The organism is Kitasatospora sp. NPDC058444, from assembly GCF_042721415.1.
In the GTDB taxonomy this organism is placed as follows: domain Bacteria; phylum Actinomycetota; class Actinomycetes; order Streptomycetales; family Streptomycetaceae; genus Kitasatospora.
Genome location: NZ_JBHXLL010000005.1, coordinates 191,887 through 211,802, shown reverse-complemented (window position 1 = coordinate 211,802; position 19,916 = coordinate 191,887). Strand labels below are relative to the sequence as shown.

Genomic DNA, 19,916 nt, shown 5'->3' with positions numbered 1-19,916 from the left:
GGAGATCTCCCGTGAAGTGACGGAACGTCAGTTGTTGATCGGGTCGGCGGAACTGCGGTCGGTGACCGGGTTCATGGCCCGGGCGGCGAGGAAGGCGCCGAGCCCGGTGGCGGTGCGCAGGTCGGCCTGCGGGCCGAGGTCGAGCAGCCCGGCGAGCACGGCGGCCTGCCGGTCGTCGGCCACGCCGAGGGCGGCCGCCGGATCGGCCTCGGCCGGTACCCGCAGGTCGACCAGGCGGACCACCACGTCCTCGCGGTGGAAGACGGTGGCGGCCGCGACCGGCCCGGTCGGGTCGGCGGTGGCCAGGTTGTCGTGCTCGGCCAGCAGTTCGGCCACGTCCTGCCCGCGGCCGGGACGGACCGGGTAGAGCACGGCGTGCCGGTGCAGTCGGGCGGAGACGGGGGAGCTGGCGATCGCCTGGTGCCGGGCGGGCAGCGCGGCCTTGGCGAAGAACGCCCGGGCGGCCTGCGGGTCGCCCAGCTGCCGGGCCTCCTCCAGGTGCGGGTTGAGCGCCTCCTCGACGGCCCGCACCTCGGGCTGCATCGCCACGTGGCGCAGCGCGTCGCCGAGGTTGCCGACCACCTCGACGGCGCGGACCACCCGGTTGCCGAGCATGAACAGCGAGGTGCGGCGCAGCCGGGTGTGCTGGTCCACCTCGGCCCGGGGGGAGGCGTAGCCGGAGAGGATGCGGGCCACCTCGGGCTCGCTGCCGGGCTTGACGGTGAAGGTCAGCGCGTGGCGGACCACGCCGTCCGGGCCCGGATCGGCCTTGGGCGGGCCGACGTGCCCGGCCGGGGTGGTGCGCGGCAGCCCGGGCGGCACCTCCATCGGGGCCCGGGTGCCGGTGGAGCCGGCCGCCGAGGTCTCGCGCAGCACGGCGTAGCGCAGCGAGCGGAAGTTGTCGCTGACGCAGCCGTGCATCGGCTTGACCATCTCCCGGTGGGCCGGGCTGTCCACCCACTCCAGGAAGGTCTCCTGGTCCTTCCACTCGCTGGTGATCAGCCACTGGCGCGGGTCGTTGATCGACTGGCACAGCTGGTCGCTGACGTGGCCGGGAACAGAGGCCACCTGGTGGCGCAGCTGCTCGTACACGTCGAGGAAGCGCTGCTGGGCGCCGTCCTGGATCTCCAGCATCAGCACCACCCGCAGCCGGGTGTCGGCCTCGTCGTGCTGCTTCGGCTGGGGTTCGGACAGAGTTGTCATGATCCACTTTCTGCTCTGGGCCGCCCGCTGCGGGCCGTGTCGGCCGTGCCCGGCGGGTGCTCCCCGGCCTGGGAAGGCGGTGCGACGGCGGTTCGGCCGGGCGAGTCGGCGCCAGGCCTGAGGTCGATCGTGGGCGGCTCACCGGGCGCGGCGCGAGATTTGCGGGCCATCCGGGCGAAGGGGCGGCACGAGCGCCCTCCGGCGGGGGATGGAAGAGCGGGGCCCCGGCTGAGAGGGCCCGTCGAGGGCGGCGCCGAGACCGGTCGCCGGGCCGCGGAATCCCCTGACAGGGCGGAGCAATCGATGAATCCGAAGGTTGACGACCGGGTGCCGGTCCTGATCGTGGGCGGCTCGCTGGTGGGGCTGTCGGCCTCACTCTTCCTCGGTCGGCTCGGGGTCCGGCACCTGCTGGTCGAGAAGCACGCCGACACCTCGCACCACCCGCGGGGGCGCGGCAACAACGTCCGCACGATGGAGCTGTACCGGGTCGCCGGGATCGAGCCGGCGATCCGCGAGGCGGCCTCGATCCTGGCCCCCAACCACGGCATCCTCCAGGCGCCCTCGCTGACCGGCGCCGAGCAGGAGTGGCTGTTCCGGGAGATCGACCCGGGCGGCCGGCTGGCCCGGTTCAGCCCCAGCTCCTGGTGCCTGTGCAGCCAGAACGACCTGGAACCGGTGCTGCGGCGGGCGGCCCGCGAACTCGGCGGCGACCTGCGGTTCAGCACCGAGCTGATCTCCGTCGAGCAGGACGCGGACGGCGTCACCTCGGTGCTGCGCAGCCGGGAGAGCGGCGAGGAGCGGGTGGTGCGCTCGGAGTTCCTGATCGCCGCGGACGGCCCGCGCAGCCCGGTCCGGGAGAGCCTGGGCATCGGCCGGTCCGGCCAGGGCGAGCTGTTCCACAACGTCAGCATCACCTTCCGGGCCAAGCGGCTGGCCGACGTGGTCGGCGACCGGCACTTCATCGCCTGCTACCTGACCAACCCGGAGGCGGACGGCGCCCTGCTGCCGGTGGACAACCAGGAGGAGTGGGTCTTCCACGCGCCCTGGCACCCCGAGCACGGCGAGCCGCTGGAGGCCTTCACCGACGAGCGCTGCGAGCGGCACATCCGCACCGCCGTCGGCCTGCCGGAGCTGGACGTCGAGGTCACCGGCCGGGCCCCCTGGCACGCCGCGGAGCGGGTGGCCGACCGGTACGGCGCCGGGCGGGTCTTCCTCGCCGGGGACTCCGCCCACGAGATGTCCCCGACCGGGGCGTTCGGTTCCAACACCGGCATCCAGGACGCCCACAACCTGGCCTGGAAGGTCGCCGCGGTGCTGTGCGGCTGGGCCGGGCCGCGGCTGCTGGAGACGTACGGGCAGGAGCGCCGCCCGGTCGCCCGGGTGACCGGCGAGCGGGCCTCGGCCCGGTCCGCCGAGCACAGCCACCCGGGCTACGCGGTGGTGCCGGGCGCCGGGCGGCAGGCCGGGGTGCTGGCGGTGGCGCTCGGCTACCGCTACCCGGTGGGCGCGGTGGTCGGCGCGGACCGGAACGGGCCGGTGGTCCCCGAGCAGTTCGAGTCGGCGGGTGAGCCGGGCAGCCGGGCGCCGCACCAGTGGCTGCGGCGCGCGGGCGTCAAGCTCTCCACGCTGGACCTGTACGAGCAGGCGATGGTGCTGCTCACCGGCCCCGAGGGCGGGGCCTGGCAGGCGGGCGCCCGGCGCGCGGCCGACCGGCTGGCCGTCCCGCTGGACGGCTACCGGATCGGCGACGGCGCCGAGGACGACCTGGCGCCGGAGCCGGGCGCGGACTTCGCCGCGCTGCACGGCATCGGCCCGCAGGGCGCCGTGCTGGTCCGCCCGGACGGCTTCGTCGCCTGGCGCTCGCCCGGCCCGGCGCAGGACGCGGAGGCCGAGGTCGCCACGGCGCTGCGGACGGTGCTGGGCCTCTGACGGCCGGCCTTCGGAAGGACGCGGAAGGGCCCGCCGGTCGCACGGCCGGCGGGCCCTTCCGCGTGTGTCGTCGGCGGTCAGTGGCCGCCCGCGTCGACCACCTCGACGTCCGAGACCTCGTGCTCGATCGCCTCGGCCGGCAGCGCGACCCGGATCGCCCAGAAGTAGATGGCCAGCGAGAACGCCGCCACCAGGGCCATGTCCCACCACATCGGGATCCGGCCGGTGCCCTCACCGAAGCCGCCCTGCCAGGAGATCAGGCCGAGGCCGACCAGGTAGACCGGCAGCCACTGGGCGGACTTCCAGCTCAGCCGCGGCGCGTTCGGCAGGCCCTTCTTGATCGCGTACGCGGCGTAGCTGCCGAGCAGGACGTAGCCGAGCACGATGGCGATGCCCAGGCGGGACAGGGTGTGCCAGCCGGCCCAGTAGATGATCAGGCTGGAGACCACGAACGCGGCCGGGGAGATCAGCTGGCCCGCGGGCAGGCGGTAGGAGCGCTCCCGGTCGGGCAGCCGGCGGCGCAGTGCGCCGAAGGCCAGCGGTGCGCCGGCGTACATCAGCACGCTGGCGGAGGTGATGAAGCCGACCAGCTCCTGCCAGCTCGGGAAGGGCAGGAAGCAGACCACGCCGGTGACGAACGACATGGCCAGGCCGAACCACGGCACGCCGTTCTTGTCCAGCTGCTCGAAGCGCTGCGGCGCGTAGCCGTTCTTGCTGAGGCCGTAGGAGATGCGCGAGGTGGAGGTGGTGTAGATCAGGCCGGTGCCGCCGGGGGAGACGATGGCGTCGAAGTACAGCACCCAGGAGAGCCAGCCCAGGCCGACCAGGGTGGCGAGGCCGGCGAAGGGGCCCTCGATGCCGGGGAAGTCGAGCTTGTCCCAGCCGTTGACGAAGGAGCTGACCGGCAGCGCGCCGATGAAGGCGACCTGCAGCAGGACGTAGATCAGGGTGCCGATCGCGACCGAGCCGAGCACGGCGCGGGGGATGTCGCGCTTGGGGTTGCGGCTCTCACCGGAGATCTGGATGGCCTGCTCGAAGCCGAGCAGCGCGAAGATGATGCCGCTGGAGCTGATCGCGGCGAGCACGCCGTGGGCGCCGAACGGTGCGAAGCCGTGCGAGGTGAAGTTCGAGCCGTGGAAGCCGTTGATCGACAGCGCCAGGATCGTGAGCAGCGGGACGCCGATCTTGAGCCAGGTCGCGACCGAGTTGGTGGCGGCCAGGACCCGCACACCGAGGAAGTTGACCGCGACGAACACGCCCATCAGGACCACCGCGACGGCGAAGCCGCTGGTGGTGAGGGTGCCGTTGTCGTTGAGGAAGCTCTTGGCGAACTCCCAGTGGCCCGCGTAGCCGATCATCGCCTCGACCTCGATCGGGGCGACGGTGGCGGCCTGGAGCCAGGAGAACCAGCCGAACGACATGCCGGCCAGGCCGCCGAAGGCGTAGTGCGGGTAGCGCGCGGTGCCACCGGAGACCGGGAACATTCCGCCGAGTTCGGCGTGCACGAGCGCGAGCAGGACGATCGCGACGGCGCCGATGCCCCAGGAGACGAGGGCTGCCGGTCCGGCGGCGACGACGGCGTTCTTCGCGCCGAACAGCCAGCCGGAGCCGATGATCGAGCCGACCGAGGCCCACATGAGGCCGATGAGGCCGACGTGGCGCTTGAGCGACCGCTGGGTCGTCCCGGATTCTGCGGTGGTGCTCTGCCCGGGCGGCGAGATCTGGTTGAGGGAAGCCATGAACGATCTCTCTGTGGGTGGGGGCTCCGAGGTGGGCGGAGCGCGGAGAGTTGCCACACAGTAGGTCTATTCATAGAGCTCTGCACAGATTTCATTACTGAATGTTTACCTTCTTTGCCGGATATCCCTGCAGGTAGGAGGCACTCTGTTCAGTTGTCTGTTACGTTACCGAGCGGTAAGTCCAGTATTTGAGCATGCGTTGAGCTTCGCTATTCGCGCCGGGCACCATGGTCGGCCCGAGCATTCATAGAAATGGCGACAGCTGCATGGTCATGCCGGCCGGCCCGGGGAGGGCCGGCCGGGTCGGACGCGGACGCTCCGTCAGTTCACCAGGTCCGACGGGTCGGTGTTCGCGCCGCAGAGCAGCACGGCGACCCGATCGCCCTCGGCCCGGTCGGCGGCGGCGAGCGCGGTGGCGGCCGCGTACTCGACGGCGATCCGGCGCTCCTCCCAGAGCTCCCGGCGGGCCCGCACGATGGCCTCGTCGTCGACCAGCACCGAGCGGACGCCCTCGTGCCCGGCCGCGTCCACGGCGAGGGCGGTGGCGCGGCGGGCCCCGAGCGAGTCCTGGGCGACGGAGTCGACCGGGACGTCCACCGGGCGGCCCGCCTCCAGCGCGGCGTTCAGCGCGCGGCTGCCCGACGGCTCCACGGCGAGCACCCGGACGCCGTGCTCACGGGCCGCCACCGCCACCCCGGCGAACAGTCCGCCGCCGCCGACCGACACCACCACCGTGTCCAGCCCCGGCACCGCGGCGCGCAGCTCCGCCAGCACCGTCCCGGCGCCGGCCGCGATCAGGGGGTGGTCGTACGCGTGCGAGGACAGCGCCCCGCTGCCGGCCGCGAACTCCTCGCAGGCGGTCAGCGCCTCCGCGTACTCCCGGCCCGCCAGCCGCACCTCGGCGCCGTACGAGCGCAGCCGCGCCAGCTTCACCGGGGAGGCCGTCTCGGGCAGGAACACCGTTGCCCGGACGCCGAGTTCACGCGCCGCCCAGGCGCAGGCCAGTCCGGCGTTGCCGCCCGAGGCGATGGTCACCCCGGTGTCCGGGAGGGTGCCCGCCTCGGCGTGCGCGAGCAGGAAGTTCTGCGCGCCGCGCGCCTTGAAGCTGCCGGTGTGCTGGAGGAACTCCAGGGCCAGCCAGGTCCGCCCGCCGTCGTCCCCCGGCGCCACCGCCACCGGGCGCACCCGCCCGGCGATCCGCTTCCCGGCGGCCTCGACCTCGTCGTACGTCAGCTGGTCCATCGTGATCCGCTCCTTCGTCGAGGGGTGCGTTCCACCGGGAGTTCCGGCCAGGGCGACCGTACGTCCCGTTCGTGGACGGGGGAAGATCGCGGGCGCCGGGACCGGGCGGAGGCGTAGGCTGACCGGGTGCGTCCTGTGATCCTCCCCCCGCCGGCCCGCTAGCGGGCGGCCCACTCCACCCACTCCGGCCCGACGGGACCTGCCCGCGGCCGGGGCGATGACCGCCGCCCGCGTCACGGGTGTCTCCGACAGTTCCCGCCGGTACGCCGCGAATTGTCGGACACGCCCCCAGCGGACCCGAACCGGCACCTCATCGTGGAGTACCGACGCATGACCTCCTCGTACGCCGCCGTGCCCTTCCGGCACGGCCTCCTGTCCATTTCCGCCGCCGCCGTCGCCTGGGGCGTGGGCGGCGCCGTGTCCGCGCTGCTGATGCGCACCACCGGGCTCGGCCCGGCGGGCGTCTCCTGCTGGCGCTTCGGCGTCGCCGCGCTCTGCCTGGCCCTGCTGCCGAGCCGGGCGCCGCGGGCCGCGCGGGGCACCGCCCGGTGGCGTTCCGCAGCGCTGACCGGGCTCGGCCTCGCGGTCAGCCAGTGCGCCTACTTCGGCTCGGTGCGGTACGCGGGCCTCGGCCTCGGCACCCTGATCACCATCGGCGCGGGCCCGGTGTTCACCAGCCTCGGCGCCCACCTGCTGCTCGGCGAGCGGCTGACCCGTCGCGCGGTGGCCGCGGTGGCGCCGGCCCTGGCCGGCCTCGGCCTGCTGGTGGCCGCCCCGGCGGCGGGCCCGCGCCCGGCCCTCGGCGTCGCGCTGGCCGTCCTCGCGGGCGCCGGCCAGAGCGGCCTCACCCTCTGGGCCCGGGGCGGCGGCTCGGCCCGGGCCGGCACCGGCGCCTTCACCACCGGTCTGCTCTGCCTGCTGCCGCTCGCTGCCGTCCAGGGTGTTCACGGCGTCCTGCCGACGGGAGGGGACCCGATGGTCACCGCGCCGGCCCTGCTCTTCCTCGGCACGGTGCCCACCCTGTTCGCCTACCGCTGGTACTTCACCGGCCTGACCGCCGTGCCCGGCACGACGGCCGCGGTACTGGTCCTGCTGGAGCCCGCGACCGCGGCGGTGATCGGCGTGCTGTTCCTCGGCGAGCCGCTGACGGCGGGCCTGCTGGCGGGCTCCGCGCTGCTGCTCGCGGCCATCGCCGTGCTGGCGCGGGAGTAGCGGGCGCGGGTGGCTGCCCGGGTTGCCACCCGGGCGGGCGACCAGTGGTCGCCGGGGGCCCGACGGCGTGCTGTCGTGGTCCGCATGAACAGCACACTCCCGGCCCGGGTGGCCGCCGCGACCGCCTCCGTCCTCCTGCTCACCACCACCGCCGCGGCCGTGGTCGCCGGGACGTCACCGCGGGCCAGTGCCGGGGCGCGGGCGGGCACGTCGAGGGCAGCGGCTACTGCGTCGACGCGGCCGGTGACGACGCCTGGGGCCAGCCCATCGACGGCCAGGCGATCAACCCGGACCCGCGGCCCGGGGAGGAGTGAGCGCGGCCCGGTCCCGGCGACCGCCGGGACCGGCGCGCTCGGTCGCGGGGCGGCCGGTCGCGGGGCGGTCGGCTCCTGTCCCCGGGCGTCCGGCGCCCCGCTCCCGGGCAGGGGAGCGGGGCACCGGAGTCAGCGGCCCGTGGCGATGCCGCTCACGGCACCGGGCGCAGGGTGACCGGGGCCGGGGTGAGGGCGCGCAGGACGAGGTCGACGTGCACCTTGGCGGCGCCCGCGCGGTGCAGGGCGGCGGCGATCGTCCGTAACTCCTCGGGGCCGGTGCAGGCGAGGCGCAGTTCGAGGTCGGCCTCGCCGACCAGGGCCAGGCCGCTCTGGACGGCCGGGAACTCCGCCGCGAGGCGGTCGAAGTCGAGCGGGACGGGGCCGTGGCTGATCCGGACGATCGCCTGCAGGGAGCGGGCCGGCTCGGCCCGTCCCGCCGGGGCCGGACCGTCCGGGACGAGCCGGAGCGGGGCGGTCACCGGCGCTGGAGCCGGGCCGCCGGGGCCGGGCAGGTCGGGGCCGGGGCGGACGGGGCGGACGGTCCGGCTCCGGCGGGGATGGTGACGGAGGGGGCGACCATCCGGGGGTTCACCACCAGGGTGTCGATCCCGAGCGGGGCGGTGAGGTCGCGGAGGGCGGGCTCGCCGAGTTCGGTGTGGGCCTGGTTGGGCCCGAGGAGGGCGACGAGGGCCTCGGGGCTGGAGAATCCGACCGCGCAGCGGCGGCCGTCGCGCAGGCGGAACAGGCGGAGTGCGGTGGTGCTTCCGGTGCCGGAGGTGGTGACCGGAACGTGCCAGACGACGCGGGCCATGCGGATGCTCCCGAGTGGGGTGGTGGTGCCTGCCGGAACTACTGCCTCGACGCTAGGTCGGACCGGCCCGGGGATCGCCGGTCCTGACGCGCCGTTGACCGAATGGGGTCGTGCGTTGACGCACTCCTGACGTCCCGCTCACCCGAGTGGACTAAACCACCGGTCGAGCGCTCCGCTTGCCGCGCGGGCCGACCCGGACCACCGTGGAGTTCGGCCCCCCTTACCTCCCTCCGCCGCGCCCTCCGCCGGGTCCGGTCACGACCGCCGGAGCACCCCGCCGCGAGGGCCGCGGCACCCGCCGTCCGGACCCGTGCGCGTCCGGAGGCGGGGGGAGGTGGAGTCCGAGGCCCGTGACGAGATATCTTGACGTCAAGACGTTGGAGACGTGAAGCGGAGTACCGATGACTGACTCGACCATCATCTATACGCACACCGACGAGGCTCCGGCCCTGGCGACCTACTCGTTCCTGCCGGTGGTCCAGGCCTACGCCTCGACCGCGGGCGTGCGCGTGGAGACCCGCGACATCTCCCTGGCCGGGCGGATCATCGCGAGCTTCCCGGAGCGTCTGGCCGAGGGCCAGCGGATCGGGGACGCCCTCGCCGAGCTGGGCGAGCTGGCCAAGACCCCGGCCGCCAACATCATCAAGCTGCCGAACATCTCGGCCTCCGTCCCGCAGCTGAAGGCCGCCATCGCCGAGCTGCAGGCCCAGGGCTACGCCCTGCCGGACTACCCGGACGACCCGCAGACCGACGAGGACAAGGACGTTCGCGCCCGCTACGACAAGGTCAAGGGCAGCGCCGTCAACCCGGTCCTGCGCGAGGGCAACTCGGACCGCCGCGCCCCGCTGTCGGTCAAGAACTACGCCAAGACCCACCCGCACCGGATGGGCGCCTGGACCCCCGAGTCCAAGACCAACGTCGCCACCATGGGCGAGAACGACTTCGCGAGCACCGAGAAGTCCACCGTGATCGCCGCGGACGGTGCGCTGCGCATCGAGCTGGTCGGCGAGGACGGCACCACCACCGTGCTGCGCGAGAAGGTGCCGGTGCTGGCCGGCGAGGTCGTCGACGCCTCGGTGATGCGCGTCGCCGCCCTGAACGAGTTCCTGGCCGCCCAGGTCGCCCGTGCCAAGGCCGAGGGCGTGCTGTTCTCGGTGCACCTCAAGGCCACCATGATGAAGGTCTCCGACCCGATCATCTTCGGCCACGTGGTCCGCGTCTTCTTCCCGAAGACCTTCGCCAAGTACGGCGAGGCGCTGGTCGCCGCCGGCCTGAACCCGAACAACGGCCTCGGCGGCATCCTGGCCGGCCTCGACAACGTGCCGCACCTGGGCGCCGAGATCAAGGCCTCCTTCGAGGCCGAGCTGGCCGAGGGCCCGGCCCTGGCCATGGTCGACTCCGACAAGGGCATCACCAACCTGCACGTGCCGAGCGACGTCATCGTCGACGCCTCGATGCCGGCCATGATCCGCACCTCCGGCCACATGTGGGGCCCGGACGGCAAGGAGGCCGACACCCTCGCCGTGCTGCCGGACCACAGCTACGCCGGCGTGTACCAGGCCGTCATCGACGACTGCCGCGCCAACGGCGCCCTGGACCCGGCGACCATCGGCTCGGTGCCGAACGTCGGTCTGATGGCCCAGAAGGCCGAGGAGTACGGCTCGCACGACAAGACCTTCGAGATCGCCGCGGCGGGCACCGTCCGCCTGGTCGACGCCGAGGGCAACGTGGTGCTGGAGCAGGCCGTCCAGCCGGGCGACATCTTCCGCGCCTGCCAGACCAAGGACCTGCCGATCCAGGACTGGGTCAAGCTGGCCGTCACCCGTGCCCGCGCCACCGGCGTCCCGGCGGTGTTCTGGCTGGACGAGAACCGCGCCCACGACGCGGTGCTGATCGAGAAGGTCAAGCAGTACCTGCCGGAGCACGACACCACCGGCCTGCAGATCGAGATCAAGTCCCCGGTCGAGGCCACCACGTTCTCGCTGGAGCGCATCCGCCGCGGCGAGGACACCATCTCGGTGACCGGCAACGTGCTGCGCGACTACCTGACCGACCTCTTCCCGATCCTGGAGCTGGGCACCAGCGCCAAGATGCTGTCGGTCGTCCCGCTGATGGCGGGCGGCGGCCTGTTCGAGACCGGCGCCGGCGGCTCCGCCCCGAAGCACGTCCAGCAGCTGGTCAAGGAGAACTACCTGCGCTGGGACAGCCTGGGCGAGTTCTTCGCGCTGGCCGCCAGCTTCGAGCACCTGGCCAGCACCACCGACAACGCCCGCGCCCAGGTGCTGGCCGACACCCTGGACCGCGCCACCGGCACCTTCCTCAACGAGGACAAGTCGCCGAGCCGCCGCCTCGGTGGCATCGACAACCGCGGCAGCCACTTCTACCTGGCCATGTACTGGGCCCAGGAGCTGGCCGGGCAGACCGCCGACGCCGAGCTGGCCCAGGCCTTCGCCGGCCTGGCCGCGGCGCTGACCGAGCACGAGTCGGCCATCGTGGACGAGCTGATCGCCGTCCAGGGCTCGCCGGTCGACCTCGGTGGCTACTACCAGCCGGACCCGGCCAAGGCCGCGGCCGTGATGCGCCCGTCCAAGACCTTCAACGAGGCGCTCGCCAACCTCGGCTGAACCAGGCCGAGTTGAGCTGACGAAGGCCCTGGGTCCGATCCGGACCCGGGGCCTTTCGGCTGTGCGCGCCCGGGTTCCCGAGGCAGGACCGGACCGCCGGTGCGGGCCCGGGGCGCCGGCTTCAGGCCCGGCCGAGCAGGGCGAGGGCGGTGCCGACGGCCTCGCGCAGCAGCAGGTACGGGCCGTGCGCCAGCGGGCCGTCCGCGCCGAGCACGGCGGCGGGGGCGCCGGCCCGGCGGGCGGCCAGGGCGGAGCGGACGGTGTGGAAGCCGTTGGTGACCACCGTGCAGCGGTAGCCGGGGCGCTCGGCGGCCATCAGGGCGGCGCTGAAGCGCAGGTTCTCGGCGGTGTTCACGGCCCGCTCCTCGCGCCGGATCCGCTCGGCCGGGACACCCCGGGCGGTCAGGTAGCGGGCCATCGCGGCGGCCTCGGTGCACTCCTCGTGCGGGCCCTTCCCGCCGGTCACCAGGACCAGTGGGGCGTACCCGGCGGCCTCCTCGGCGGCGAAACGTTTCAGTACGGCGTCCAGCCGGGCCGCCAGCGGGCGAGCGGGCTCACAGCCGTCCAGCGCGGCGCCCAGGACCACCAGGTAGTCCGAGCCGGCCGGCGCGGGCCGCCCGCGCTGGTACAGCGCCAGACCGAGGAAGCCGAGCAGCCAGAGCAGGACGGGCCCGCAGAGCAGGACGGCGACGATGAGCAGGACGTGCATGTCCGTTCGAACGCTTGCGGTGGAACGACCGTTCCGCCGGAGCGGGCCCGGGCCGGAAACGGCGGAACCCCCGTTCCGGAGGTGGAACGGGGGTTCCCGGGAACGGGGGTTCCGCGGTGCGCGGCGGCCTCAGCCGACGTCGGCCGCCGGAGCCGCCGGAGCCGCCGGGGCCGCCGGTGCGGCCGGGGCCGCGCCAGGGCGCCGGTCGCGCTTGTGCAACGAGGCCAGGTAGGCGTTGTACGCCTCCAGCTCGGCGTCACCGGTGCGGTCCTCGGAGCGGTCCCGGCGGCGGGCCTGCCGCTGCTCGGAGCCCATCCACTGGTAGACCAGCGCGATCAGCACGATCGCGGTCGGGATCTCGCCGAACGCCCAGGTGATGCCACCGGCCAGCTTCTGGTCCTCCAGCAGGTTCGTCCCCGGTGGCGCGCCCTCCACGGTGAAGGTGGTGACCAGCGGGTGGGCGGCCATCATCACCGCCACGCCGAAGAAGGCGTGGAACGGCATCCCCATGAACAGCTCGATGATCCGCATCACGTGGCCGGGGCGGTGCGGGCCCGGGTCGACGCCCATGATCGGCCAGAAGAAGGCCAGACCGGTGAGCAGGAAGTGCACCATCATGAAGATGTGCCCGAGGCGGTACTGCATCAGGAAGTCGAACAACGGGGTGAAGTAGACCCCGTACAGGCTCGCGATGAACATCGGGATGGTGAACGCCGCGTGCGAGACGACCCGGATGTACCGGCTGTGCAGCAGGGCCACCAGCAGCTCGCGCGGACCGCGCGGACGGCCCTTGCCCGCCGGGCGCAGAGCGCGCAGCGCCAGGGTGATCGGGGCGCCGAGCAGCAGCAGGATCGGCGTCAGCATGGAGAGCACCATGTGCTGGATCATGTGCGCGCTGAACAGCACCATGCCGTAGTCGTTCAGCCCGGTGCAGGTGACCAGCAGCATGCTGGCGACACCCAGCGTCCAGCCCACCATCCGGCCGATCGGCCAGCGGTCGCCGCGCCGGTAAAGCCGCACCACGCCCGCCGCGTACAGCCCCAGGACGACCAGGCCGCCGAGCAGGAACACCCAGTCCGGGGACCAGGTCCAGAGGTTGGACAAGGTGAACGGGCCTAGTTGGGTCATCCCGCCGTGGTGGTGCATTCCTGACATTCCGTCGCCCATCGGCGGGTCCTGCTTTCCGTCCTCGTGGTCCCCGGTGCGCGTCCGGTTCGCCCCTTTTTGCTTGGCATACAGCCTAGGCGGGCCTTACCTCGGGCCGTCCCCCACCCCCTCCGTACGGGTGTCTCCCCACCGGGGCGCCCCCTGGCTAGACTGGCCGGCCGGTAGGCAGAGAGGCTCGGAGATGGCGACGGAACACGGAACCGCGGCGCGCCCCACGGTCGCGCTGACCGGGGCGACCGGCTTCATCGGCTCCGGAGTGCTGGCGGCCCTCGCGGCGCGCGGCGTCCGGGTGCGGGCGCTGGCCCGCAAACCGCCGCAGGACGCCGTTCCCGGCACCGCCTGGGTGCCGGGCGACCTCGCCGACCCGGCCGCGCTGGAGGCGCTCTGCACGGGCGCCGGGGCGCTGGTGCACCTCGCCTCCCGGGTCGCCGGCGGCGCCGAGGAGTGCGAGGCGGTGAACGACCGGGGCACCGCCGCCCTGATGGCGGCCGCCGGCCGCGCCGGCGTTCGGCGGATCGTCCACCTCTCCACGGCGGCGGTCTACGGCGAGGGACCGCACGCGGGCATCGGGGTGGACGAGGTGACGCCCGCCCCGCTGTCCGAGGCCAGCCGCACCCGGCTGCTCGGCGAGCGCCACACCCTGGCGGCCGGCGGGTACGTGCTGCGCCCCGGGCTGGTGACCGGCACCGGCGACCGCTGGGTGGTGCCCGCGCTGGCCGAGCTGGTCCGCCGGGTGCCGGTCCGCTGGGACGGCGGCGAGGCCCGGCTCTCGGTCGTGGAGCGCACCGACCTGGCCCGGCTGATCACCGCGCTCGCCCTGGACGACCACGCCGCCCGGCCCGGCGTCCACCACGCCTCCCACCCCGACCCGGTCCGCGCCGGCGACCTGCTCGCCGCCCTGGCCGCCCTCGGCCTGCTGCCCGCCCTGGACGGCCCGGCCGTGCCGTGGGAGGAGTGCCGACGGCTGCTCGCCGCCGCGCCGGGCCGGGTCTCCGAGCGGCAGTTCGCCCTGGTCGCCCGCGACCACTGGTACCGCAGCGAGGAGATCTGGCGCCTCGCCGCCTGCCCGCCCGGCCCCGGCCCGCTGGCCGGCCTGCCGGAGGCCGCCGCCTGGTACCGCCGGGTCCTGGGTCAGGCCTGAGGAGCCGCGGGGACGAGGGTGTTCTCGCTACGGCGGCCGGCGGCGAAGTCGTCGATGTTGCGGGCGGTGGCGTCGATGATCTGGCCGACGGCGGTGCGGGTGAAGTAGGCCTGGTGGCTGGTGACCAGGACCTGGGGGAAGGTGATCAGCCGGGCGAGGGTGTCGTCGGTGATGCCCTGGATGGATCGGTCGGTGAAGAAGACGCCGGTCTCCTCCTCGTAGACGTCGAGGCCGACGCCGGAGAGGCGTCCGGCGCGCAGCGTCTCGACCAGGGCGGCGCTGTCGACGAGACCGCCTCGGCTGGAGTTGACGAGGATCGCGTCGTCCTTCATCCGGGCGAGCGCGGCACCGTCGATGAGGTGGTGGGTGGCGGGCAGCAGGGGCACGTGCAGGCTCACCAGGTCGGCGCGGGTGAGGAGTTCGGGCAGTTCGGTGTACGTCATGCCGAGGTCGAGGCAGGCGGGGTTCTGCGCGATGTCCCAGCCGAGGAGTTCGGTGCCGAAGCCGGCCGCGATCCGGGCGAAGCACTCGCCGATCTTGCCGGTGCCGATGACGCCCACGGTCATGCCGTGGATGTCGCGGCCGAGCAGGCCGTCGAGGCGGAAGTCGAACTCGCGGGAGCGGTTGGCGGCGCGGGTGAGGCGGCGGTTCACGGCCAGCGCGAGGGCCCAGGCGTGTTCGGCGACGGAGTACGGGCTGTAGTGGGAGACCCGGGCGACGGTGAGGCCGAGGTCGGCGGCGGCGTCGAGGTCGATGTTGTTGAAGCCGGTGGAGCGCTGGGCGATCAGCTTGGTGCCGCCGGCGGCGAGGACGGCGAGGGTCTCGGCGTCGAGTTCGGCGTTGACGCTGCTGCTGACGGCCGGGTAGCCGGCGGCCAGCGGGGCGGTGTCGCGGTTGAGGAACACGTCCAGGCAGCGCAGCCCGTGCCGGCCGGCGAAGGCCTGCTCCAGCAGCGGACGCTCGTCGGCCTGCACTCCGTACGCGAGGATCTCCATGCCGGACACGCTAACGGCCGGTGCCTCCGGACGCCCGCCGGATGCGGAACCGGGCGCGCAGACTGCTGCGGACCCGGATGCGAGACCGGATCGGGTGGCCGCGCGACGGAACGCGCGGAGGCCCCCGGATCCGCGCGGCGCGGTCCGGGGGCCTCCGGCAGGGCGGCGGGCGGTCAGATGACCGTCTCGGCCTCCAGGTAGCGGTCCTGCGGCACGGTCTTCAGCTCGGCGACCGCCTCGGCCAGCGGCACCAGGTTGATGTTGGTGCCCTGCAGCGCGGTGATGTGCCCGAAGGCGCCCTTGTGGACGGCCTCGACGGCGTGCCAGCCGAAGCGGGTGGCGAGCACCCGGTCGTAGGCGGTCGGGGTGCCGCCGCGCTGGGTGTGGCCGAGGATCACCGGGCGGGCCTCCTTGCCGAGGCGGTGCTCCAGCTCGCGGGAGAGCTGGGTGGCGATGCCGGTGAACCGCTCGTGGCCGTAGATGTCCTTGGTGCCCTCCTCCCAGTGCATGGTGCCGGCCTCGGGCTTGGCGCCCTCGGCGCAGACCACGATGGCGAACTTCTTCTGCCGGTCGAAGCGCTCCCGGACGACCTCGGTGAGCTTGTCGATGTGGAACGGGCGCTCCGGGACGACGATGGCGTGCGCGCCGGCCGCCATGCCCGCGTTCAGCGCGATCCAGCCGGTGTGCCGGCCCATGACCTCGACGACCATGACCCGCTGGTGGGACTCGGCCGTGGTCTTCAGCCGGTCCAGCGCCTCGGTGGCCACCGAGACGGCGGTGTCGAAGCCGAAGGTGACGTCGGTGGCGGCGATGTCGTTGTCGATGGTCTTCGGCACGCCGACGATCGGCAGGCCCGCGTCGCTCATCAGCTTGGCGGCCTTCAGGGTGCCCTCGCCGCCGATCGGGATGACCGCGTCGAGGCCGAGGTCGGAGCAGTACCGCTTGGCCCGCTCGACGCCGTCCCGCAGGTGGCTCGGCTGGACCCGAGAGGAACCGAGGATGGTGCCGCCCTGGGCCAGGATGCCGCTCACCGAGTCCAGGGTCAGGGGGCGGTGGTGGCCCTCCAGGAATCCGCGCCACCCGTCCTCGAACCCGATGATCTCGTCGCCGTGGTCGACCACCCCCCGGTGGACCACGGAGCGGATCACCGCGTTCAGGCCGGGGCAGTCACCGCCGCTGGTCAGCACTCCAATACGCATGAACTTTGCAACTCCCGAGCAGAACCGAGGAACGGCCGGACTACAGGCTGGGACGACGAGCCGTCACCGTAACGGGCCGCTCCCACGCCGCGGTGGCGGGGAGATGGCCGTGGGGTGAAGGACCGGCCGATCCGGACAGAACGCCCGAAAACGGCCGCGAAGTCGAGCATACGGCCCCTGGTCCGGCCGGGCAGGAGCCGACGCGGGAGCGGCGCCGTCGGCGCCCCCGCGCGGAATTGCAGCCTGCTGCCGAGGAGGGTGTGCAGTAGGCAGCCCCATTGTGGTACGTCCGGGGCCACCCGCGGACCGGGTGACCGCATGGCGGGCACCCGGCCGGGGCGTACGGATGTACTACTGGGGGCGCGTCGCGGCCTCGATGCGCTCGGCGCGCAGCGCGTCGTACCAGGTGGTGTCGGCCGGCGGCAGGGCGCTGACGTCCAGCGCCAGCTTGAGCAGCATGTCGGCCACCGCGGGGTTGCGGGCCAGCACCGGGCCGTGCAGGTAGGTGCCGAACACGGTGTCCCGCCAGGCGCCCTCGGTGCCGTCACCGGTGCCGTTGCCCCGGCCGACGGAGACGGTGGCGAAGGGCTGCACGCCCTGGCCGAGGTGGGTGACGCCCTGGTGGTTCTCGAAGCCGGTCAGCTGCGGCAGGCCGAGCCGGGGGTCGACGTCGGCGAGCACGTCGCCGACGCAGCGGGCGCCCTCGCCGCGGGTGGTCCAGACGTCGAGCAGGCCCAGGCCCGGCTCGCGCTCGCCCAGGTCGTTGATGAACTCGTGGCCCATGATCTGGAAGCCGGCGCAGACGCCGAAGATGATCGCGCCGTTCTCGGCGGCCCGCACCAGGCCGGTGTCGGCGCGCAGCCGCTCGGCGGCCAGGCGCTGCGGGCGGTCCTCGCCGCCGCCGATCAGGTAGATGTCACCGCTGGTGGGGATCGCCTGGTCGGAGCGGACGTCGATCCGGGTCACGTTGAGGTGGCGCTGGCGGGCCCGGCGCTCCACGACCAGGGCGTTGCCCCGGTCGCCGTAGGTGCTGAGCAGGTCCGGGTAGACCCAGACCACGCGCAGGCTGCTCTCACTCATCCTCGAAGGCCTTCCGTCACGTAACGACTGGTGTGCGGGCGCGGCATCAGCCGGCCACGACCTTCCGCAGCTGCTGGAAGGCGGTGTAGTTGGCGATGGCCTCGATCCGGCCGGGCGGGGCCATCCGGACGGCCTGCTCCAGGGTGTCGACCACGTGGAACTGGAGCCCGGCGACCTCCAGGCGGACGGCCAGGTCCAGCTTGCGCTGGCCCATCACGAAGACCGGGTGCCCGGCGAGGCGCTCGTAGTCGACGTCCCACAGCCAGGAGGTGTCGGTGCCGTCGGCGTCGAGGGCGTTGACGGAGAGGATCACCGGGGCGGGCGGGCCGTCGATCAGCGAGAAGGTCTCCAGCCAGCCGGCCGGGTTCTTGGCCAGCAGCAGGCGGATGTCCCGGCCCTGGTACTGGACCACGTCGTAGCGGCCGGCGACGGCGGCCACCGAGCGCATCCGCTCCAGGGCGACCTGCGGGGCGACGCCGAAGACGGCGGCGACGGCGGCCGAGCTGGTGGCGTTGGCCAGGTTGGCCCGGCCGGGCAGCTGGAGCTGGATCGGCCAGGCGCCGCGCTGCGGGTCGATCACGTGGGTGCCCTGGAGCGCCCAGTGCGGGTTGGGCCGGCGGAAGCCGCAGTCCTGGCAGAACCAGTCGTCGCCGGGGCGCTGCATCACGCCACCGCAGGCGGGGCAGGACCAGGCGTCCTCCTTCCAGGCCTGTCCGGCGGCCACCCAGACCACCTTCTTGCAGGAGGAGGCGGCCCAGGTCACCAGCGGGTCGTCGGCGTTGGCGATGACCACGGCCTCGGTGTTCTGGAGGCCCTCGCGCCACTTCTCGGCCATCATCCGGGTCTCGGCCGCGCGGTCGAGCTGGTCGCGGGAGAGGTTGAGCAGGGCGATCGCCTTGGGGCGGGTGTCGCGGGCGACCATCGCCAGGTACTTCTCGTCGACCTCGATCACGCCGAAGCGGGCGTCCGTTCCGCCGGCCAGGGCGGAGGTGATGCCGGCGGGCATGTTGGCGCCCAGGGCGTTGGAGACCACCGGGCCGGCGGCGCGCAGCGCCTCGGCGATCAGGCGGGTGGTGGTGGTCTTGCCGTTGGTCGCGCTGACCAGGACCACGTCGAGGTGGTCGGCGAGGGTGGCGAGCAGGTCGGGGTCGAGCCTGAGGGCGACCTTACCGCCGATCACCGAGCCGCTCCCGCGTCCGGCCTTGCGCGACACGGCGGCGGCGACCCGGCCGGCGGTGACCGCGATCTTGGCGCGGGCCGGCAGCGAGGCGTCGCGTGCGCCTGTGGGCTCCGATTCGGTGCCTGCCATGCTCAGTGGTTCCTCCTTGCTGCGGCACCGCACGCGGCCGGATAACGGGCCGTCGGGCGGCGGGGACGGGGGCCAGCCTACCGACTCCGTCGCCCGGCCGGACGATCCGGACCCCGCGCCGCCTGCTGCGACGCGTTCACGGGTGCGGCTGAGGGCCCGTCGAGGAGGGCGGTGTACGGAGCGATGCCAAGGGTTCGGCCCCAGGCGAGCCCTCACTGCTTGACGACGCTCGACGGGCATCGCCGGGTTCCCGAGCCGCCGGGGTAAGGATCTGGTGAAGAAACGATCAGCGGCCCGGATGGTGGGCGTGGTCGGCCGGATCACCGGCGGCCAGCGTGGCGGTGATCACCAGGGCGCCGTCCTCGGCCCGGAAGTCCAGCGGCGCGTCCAGCCGGCGCATCGCGGCGATCAGACCGGCGTTGGTGCCGTGGGTCACCGCGTACACCGTCCGGATGTCGGCCGCCCGGGCCTCCGCCGACAGCCGCCGCAGCAGCGCCAGGCCCAGCCCGTGCCGCTGCCAGGCGTCCTCGACCAGGACGGCCAGCTCGGCCTCCCCGTCGTCCCACATCAGGTGCCCGAGCGCGACGATCCGCCCGTCCGGGGCGGTCACCGCGTAGCTGCGGCCGTGCCGGGGGTCCAGCAGGTGGTCCAGGTAGCGGCCGGCGTCGCGGACCGGGCCGTGGTAGCGCTGCCGCAGCGCGGCGGGGGAGCAGCGGCCGTGCATCGCCAGCGCCGCCGCCCGGTCGGCGGGCCCGGCCGGGCGCAGCAGCAGCCCGGTCCCGTCCGGCAGGGACAGCCGGGACGGGGCCTCCGGCGTCCGGCCGGCGGTGCGGGTCGCGGGCGGGTGCGGCCGGACGGTCCGGTACGGGCCGCCGGTGAGCGCGGGCAGCCGGGTGGCCTGGCCCTCGGGCGCCGCGCACCTGCGGTCCGACCTGCGGAAGGGCCGGTGCCAGAGCCGTTCGGGGCGCGTGCGTGATGCCTTCATGGCGCCGACGCTACCGACGGTGCGCTTCCGTTCGGTTACGTGATCGTGAACGCGTGAATGCCCCGGGGCGTGGTCGGCGGGGTGGGACAGGGCGGTCGGTGGGGTGGGACCTCGTGGTCGGCGGGGTGGGACGGCGCGGTCGACGGGGTGGGACAGGGCGGTCCCCGGGCCCGGGACGCGCGGGCCGGCCGGCCGGGACGGCGTCGGCGCAGGTCCCGACCGGTGCCTCATGCGGACGGGACGGCGGGCGGCCGACG

General features: G+C 73.9%; 16 protein-coding genes. 4 read left to right on the top strand and 12 right to left on the bottom strand.

The genetic code is table 11. From position 1 onward, the window contains the following. Window positions 1-27 precede the first annotated feature (27 nt). Window positions 28-1,203, bottom strand: coding sequence for a SchA/CurD-like domain-containing protein (locus ACFWP2_RS08445; RefSeq protein ID WP_380449487.1), 1,176 nt, complete (start codon window positions 1,201-1,203; stop codon window positions 28-30). Between the two features lie 303 nt (window positions 1,204-1,506). Here ACFWP2_RS08445 and ACFWP2_RS08440 point away from each other — a divergent pair, with 303 nt between their 5' ends. Continuing rightward, window positions 1,507-3,132, top strand: coding sequence for an FAD-dependent oxidoreductase (locus ACFWP2_RS08440; RefSeq protein ID WP_380449486.1), 1,626 nt, complete (start codon window positions 1,507-1,509; stop codon window positions 3,130-3,132). A 77-nt stretch (window positions 3,133-3,209) separates the two neighbouring features. Here the strand turns inward: ACFWP2_RS08440 and ACFWP2_RS08435 are convergent, their stop codons facing one another. After that, window positions 3,210-4,871, bottom strand: coding sequence for an APC family permease (locus ACFWP2_RS08435; protein WP_380449485.1), 1,662 nt, complete (start codon window positions 4,869-4,871; stop codon window positions 3,210-3,212). Between the two features lie 321 nt (window positions 4,872-5,192). Then, window positions 5,193-6,113 (bottom strand): serine/threonine dehydratase, encoded by a 921-nt coding sequence (locus ACFWP2_RS08430; RefSeq protein WP_380449484.1) that lies wholly within the window; start codon window positions 6,111-6,113, stop codon window positions 5,193-5,195. Between the two features lie 330 nt (window positions 6,114-6,443). Here ACFWP2_RS08430 and ACFWP2_RS08425 point away from each other — a divergent pair, with 330 nt between their 5' ends. Beyond that, the gene (locus ACFWP2_RS08425) at window positions 6,444-7,325 is read left to right on the top strand and encodes a DMT family transporter (RefSeq protein WP_380449483.1); all 882 of its coding nucleotides are present in this window, start codon (window positions 6,444-6,446) and stop codon (window positions 7,323-7,325) included. 466 nt (window positions 7,326-7,791) lie between these two features. Here ACFWP2_RS08425 and ACFWP2_RS08420 read toward each other — a convergent pair whose 3' ends face one another. Continuing rightward, complete coding sequence (locus ACFWP2_RS08420) at window positions 7,792-8,118, bottom strand: hypothetical protein (protein ID WP_380449482.1); 327 nt, start codon at window positions 8,116-8,118, stop codon at window positions 7,792-7,794. Beyond that, window positions 8,115-8,450 carry an SAV_915 family protein gene (locus ACFWP2_RS08415; RefSeq protein WP_380449481.1) on the bottom strand — a complete coding sequence of 112 codons (336 nt, stop codon included), beginning with the start codon at window positions 8,448-8,450 and terminating at the stop codon, window positions 8,115-8,117. Before ACFWP2_RS08415 ends, ACFWP2_RS08420 begins: the two co-directional genes overlap by 4 nt. Before the next feature lie 401 nt (window positions 8,451-8,851). On the opposite strand from ACFWP2_RS08415, the gene ACFWP2_RS08410 reads away from it, so the two are divergent. After that, entirely contained in the window at window positions 8,852-11,074 is a 2,223-nt protein-coding gene (locus tag ACFWP2_RS08410; RefSeq protein ID WP_380449480.1) for an NADP-dependent isocitrate dehydrogenase, read from the top strand. A 121-nt stretch (window positions 11,075-11,195) separates the two neighbouring features. Here the strand turns inward: ACFWP2_RS08410 and ACFWP2_RS08405 are convergent, their stop codons facing one another. Together ACFWP2_RS08405 and ACFWP2_RS08400 are read right to left on the bottom strand one after the other, a co-directional pair. Further along, window positions 11,196-11,783: a YdcF family protein gene (locus ACFWP2_RS08405; RefSeq protein WP_380449479.1), complete on the bottom strand. Its 588-nt coding sequence runs from the start codon at window positions 11,781-11,783 to the stop codon at window positions 11,196-11,198. Window positions 11,784-11,912: 129 nt separating this feature from the next. After that, window positions 11,913-12,929: a cytochrome c oxidase assembly protein gene (locus tag ACFWP2_RS08400; RefSeq protein WP_380449604.1), complete on the bottom strand. Its 1,017-nt coding sequence runs from the start codon at window positions 12,927-12,929 to the stop codon at window positions 11,913-11,915. A gap of 202 nt (window positions 12,930-13,131) precedes the next feature. On the opposite strand from ACFWP2_RS08400, the gene ACFWP2_RS08395 reads away from it, so the two are divergent. After that, window positions 13,132-14,091, top strand: coding sequence for an NAD-dependent epimerase/dehydratase family protein (locus tag ACFWP2_RS08395; RefSeq protein ID WP_380449478.1), 960 nt, complete (start codon window positions 13,132-13,134; stop codon window positions 14,089-14,091). On the opposite strand, the gene ACFWP2_RS08390 is transcribed toward ACFWP2_RS08395, so the two are convergent. From ACFWP2_RS08390 to ACFWP2_RS08370, 5 genes are all read right to left on the bottom strand, one after another. Continuing rightward, on the bottom strand, window positions 14,082-15,086 hold the full coding sequence (locus tag ACFWP2_RS08390) for a 2-hydroxyacid dehydrogenase (protein WP_380449477.1): 1,005 nt from the start codon (window positions 15,084-15,086) through the stop codon (window positions 14,082-14,084). The two genes, ACFWP2_RS08395 and ACFWP2_RS08390, sit on opposite strands and share 10 nt — an antisense overlap. A gap of 173 nt (window positions 15,087-15,259) precedes the next feature. Further along, complete coding sequence (locus ACFWP2_RS08385; protein WP_380449476.1) at window positions 15,260-16,285, bottom strand: 6-phosphofructokinase; 1,026 nt, start codon at window positions 16,283-16,285, stop codon at window positions 15,260-15,262. A gap of 351 nt (window positions 16,286-16,636) precedes the next feature. Then, window positions 16,637-17,365, bottom strand: coding sequence for a type 1 glutamine amidotransferase (locus ACFWP2_RS08380; RefSeq protein WP_380449475.1), 729 nt, complete (start codon window positions 17,363-17,365; stop codon window positions 16,637-16,639). 46 nt (window positions 17,366-17,411) lie between these two features. Further along, window positions 17,412-18,674 carry a MurT ligase domain-containing protein gene (locus tag ACFWP2_RS08375; protein ID WP_359898457.1) on the bottom strand — a complete coding sequence of 421 codons (1,263 nt, stop codon included), beginning with the start codon at window positions 18,672-18,674 and terminating at the stop codon, window positions 17,412-17,414. Window positions 18,675-18,960: 286 nt separating this feature from the next. Beyond that, window positions 18,961-19,659 (bottom strand): GNAT family N-acetyltransferase, encoded by a 699-nt coding sequence (locus tag ACFWP2_RS08370; protein WP_380449474.1) that lies wholly within the window; start codon window positions 19,657-19,659, stop codon window positions 18,961-18,963. Between the last annotated feature and the right edge of the window lie 257 nt (window positions 19,660-19,916).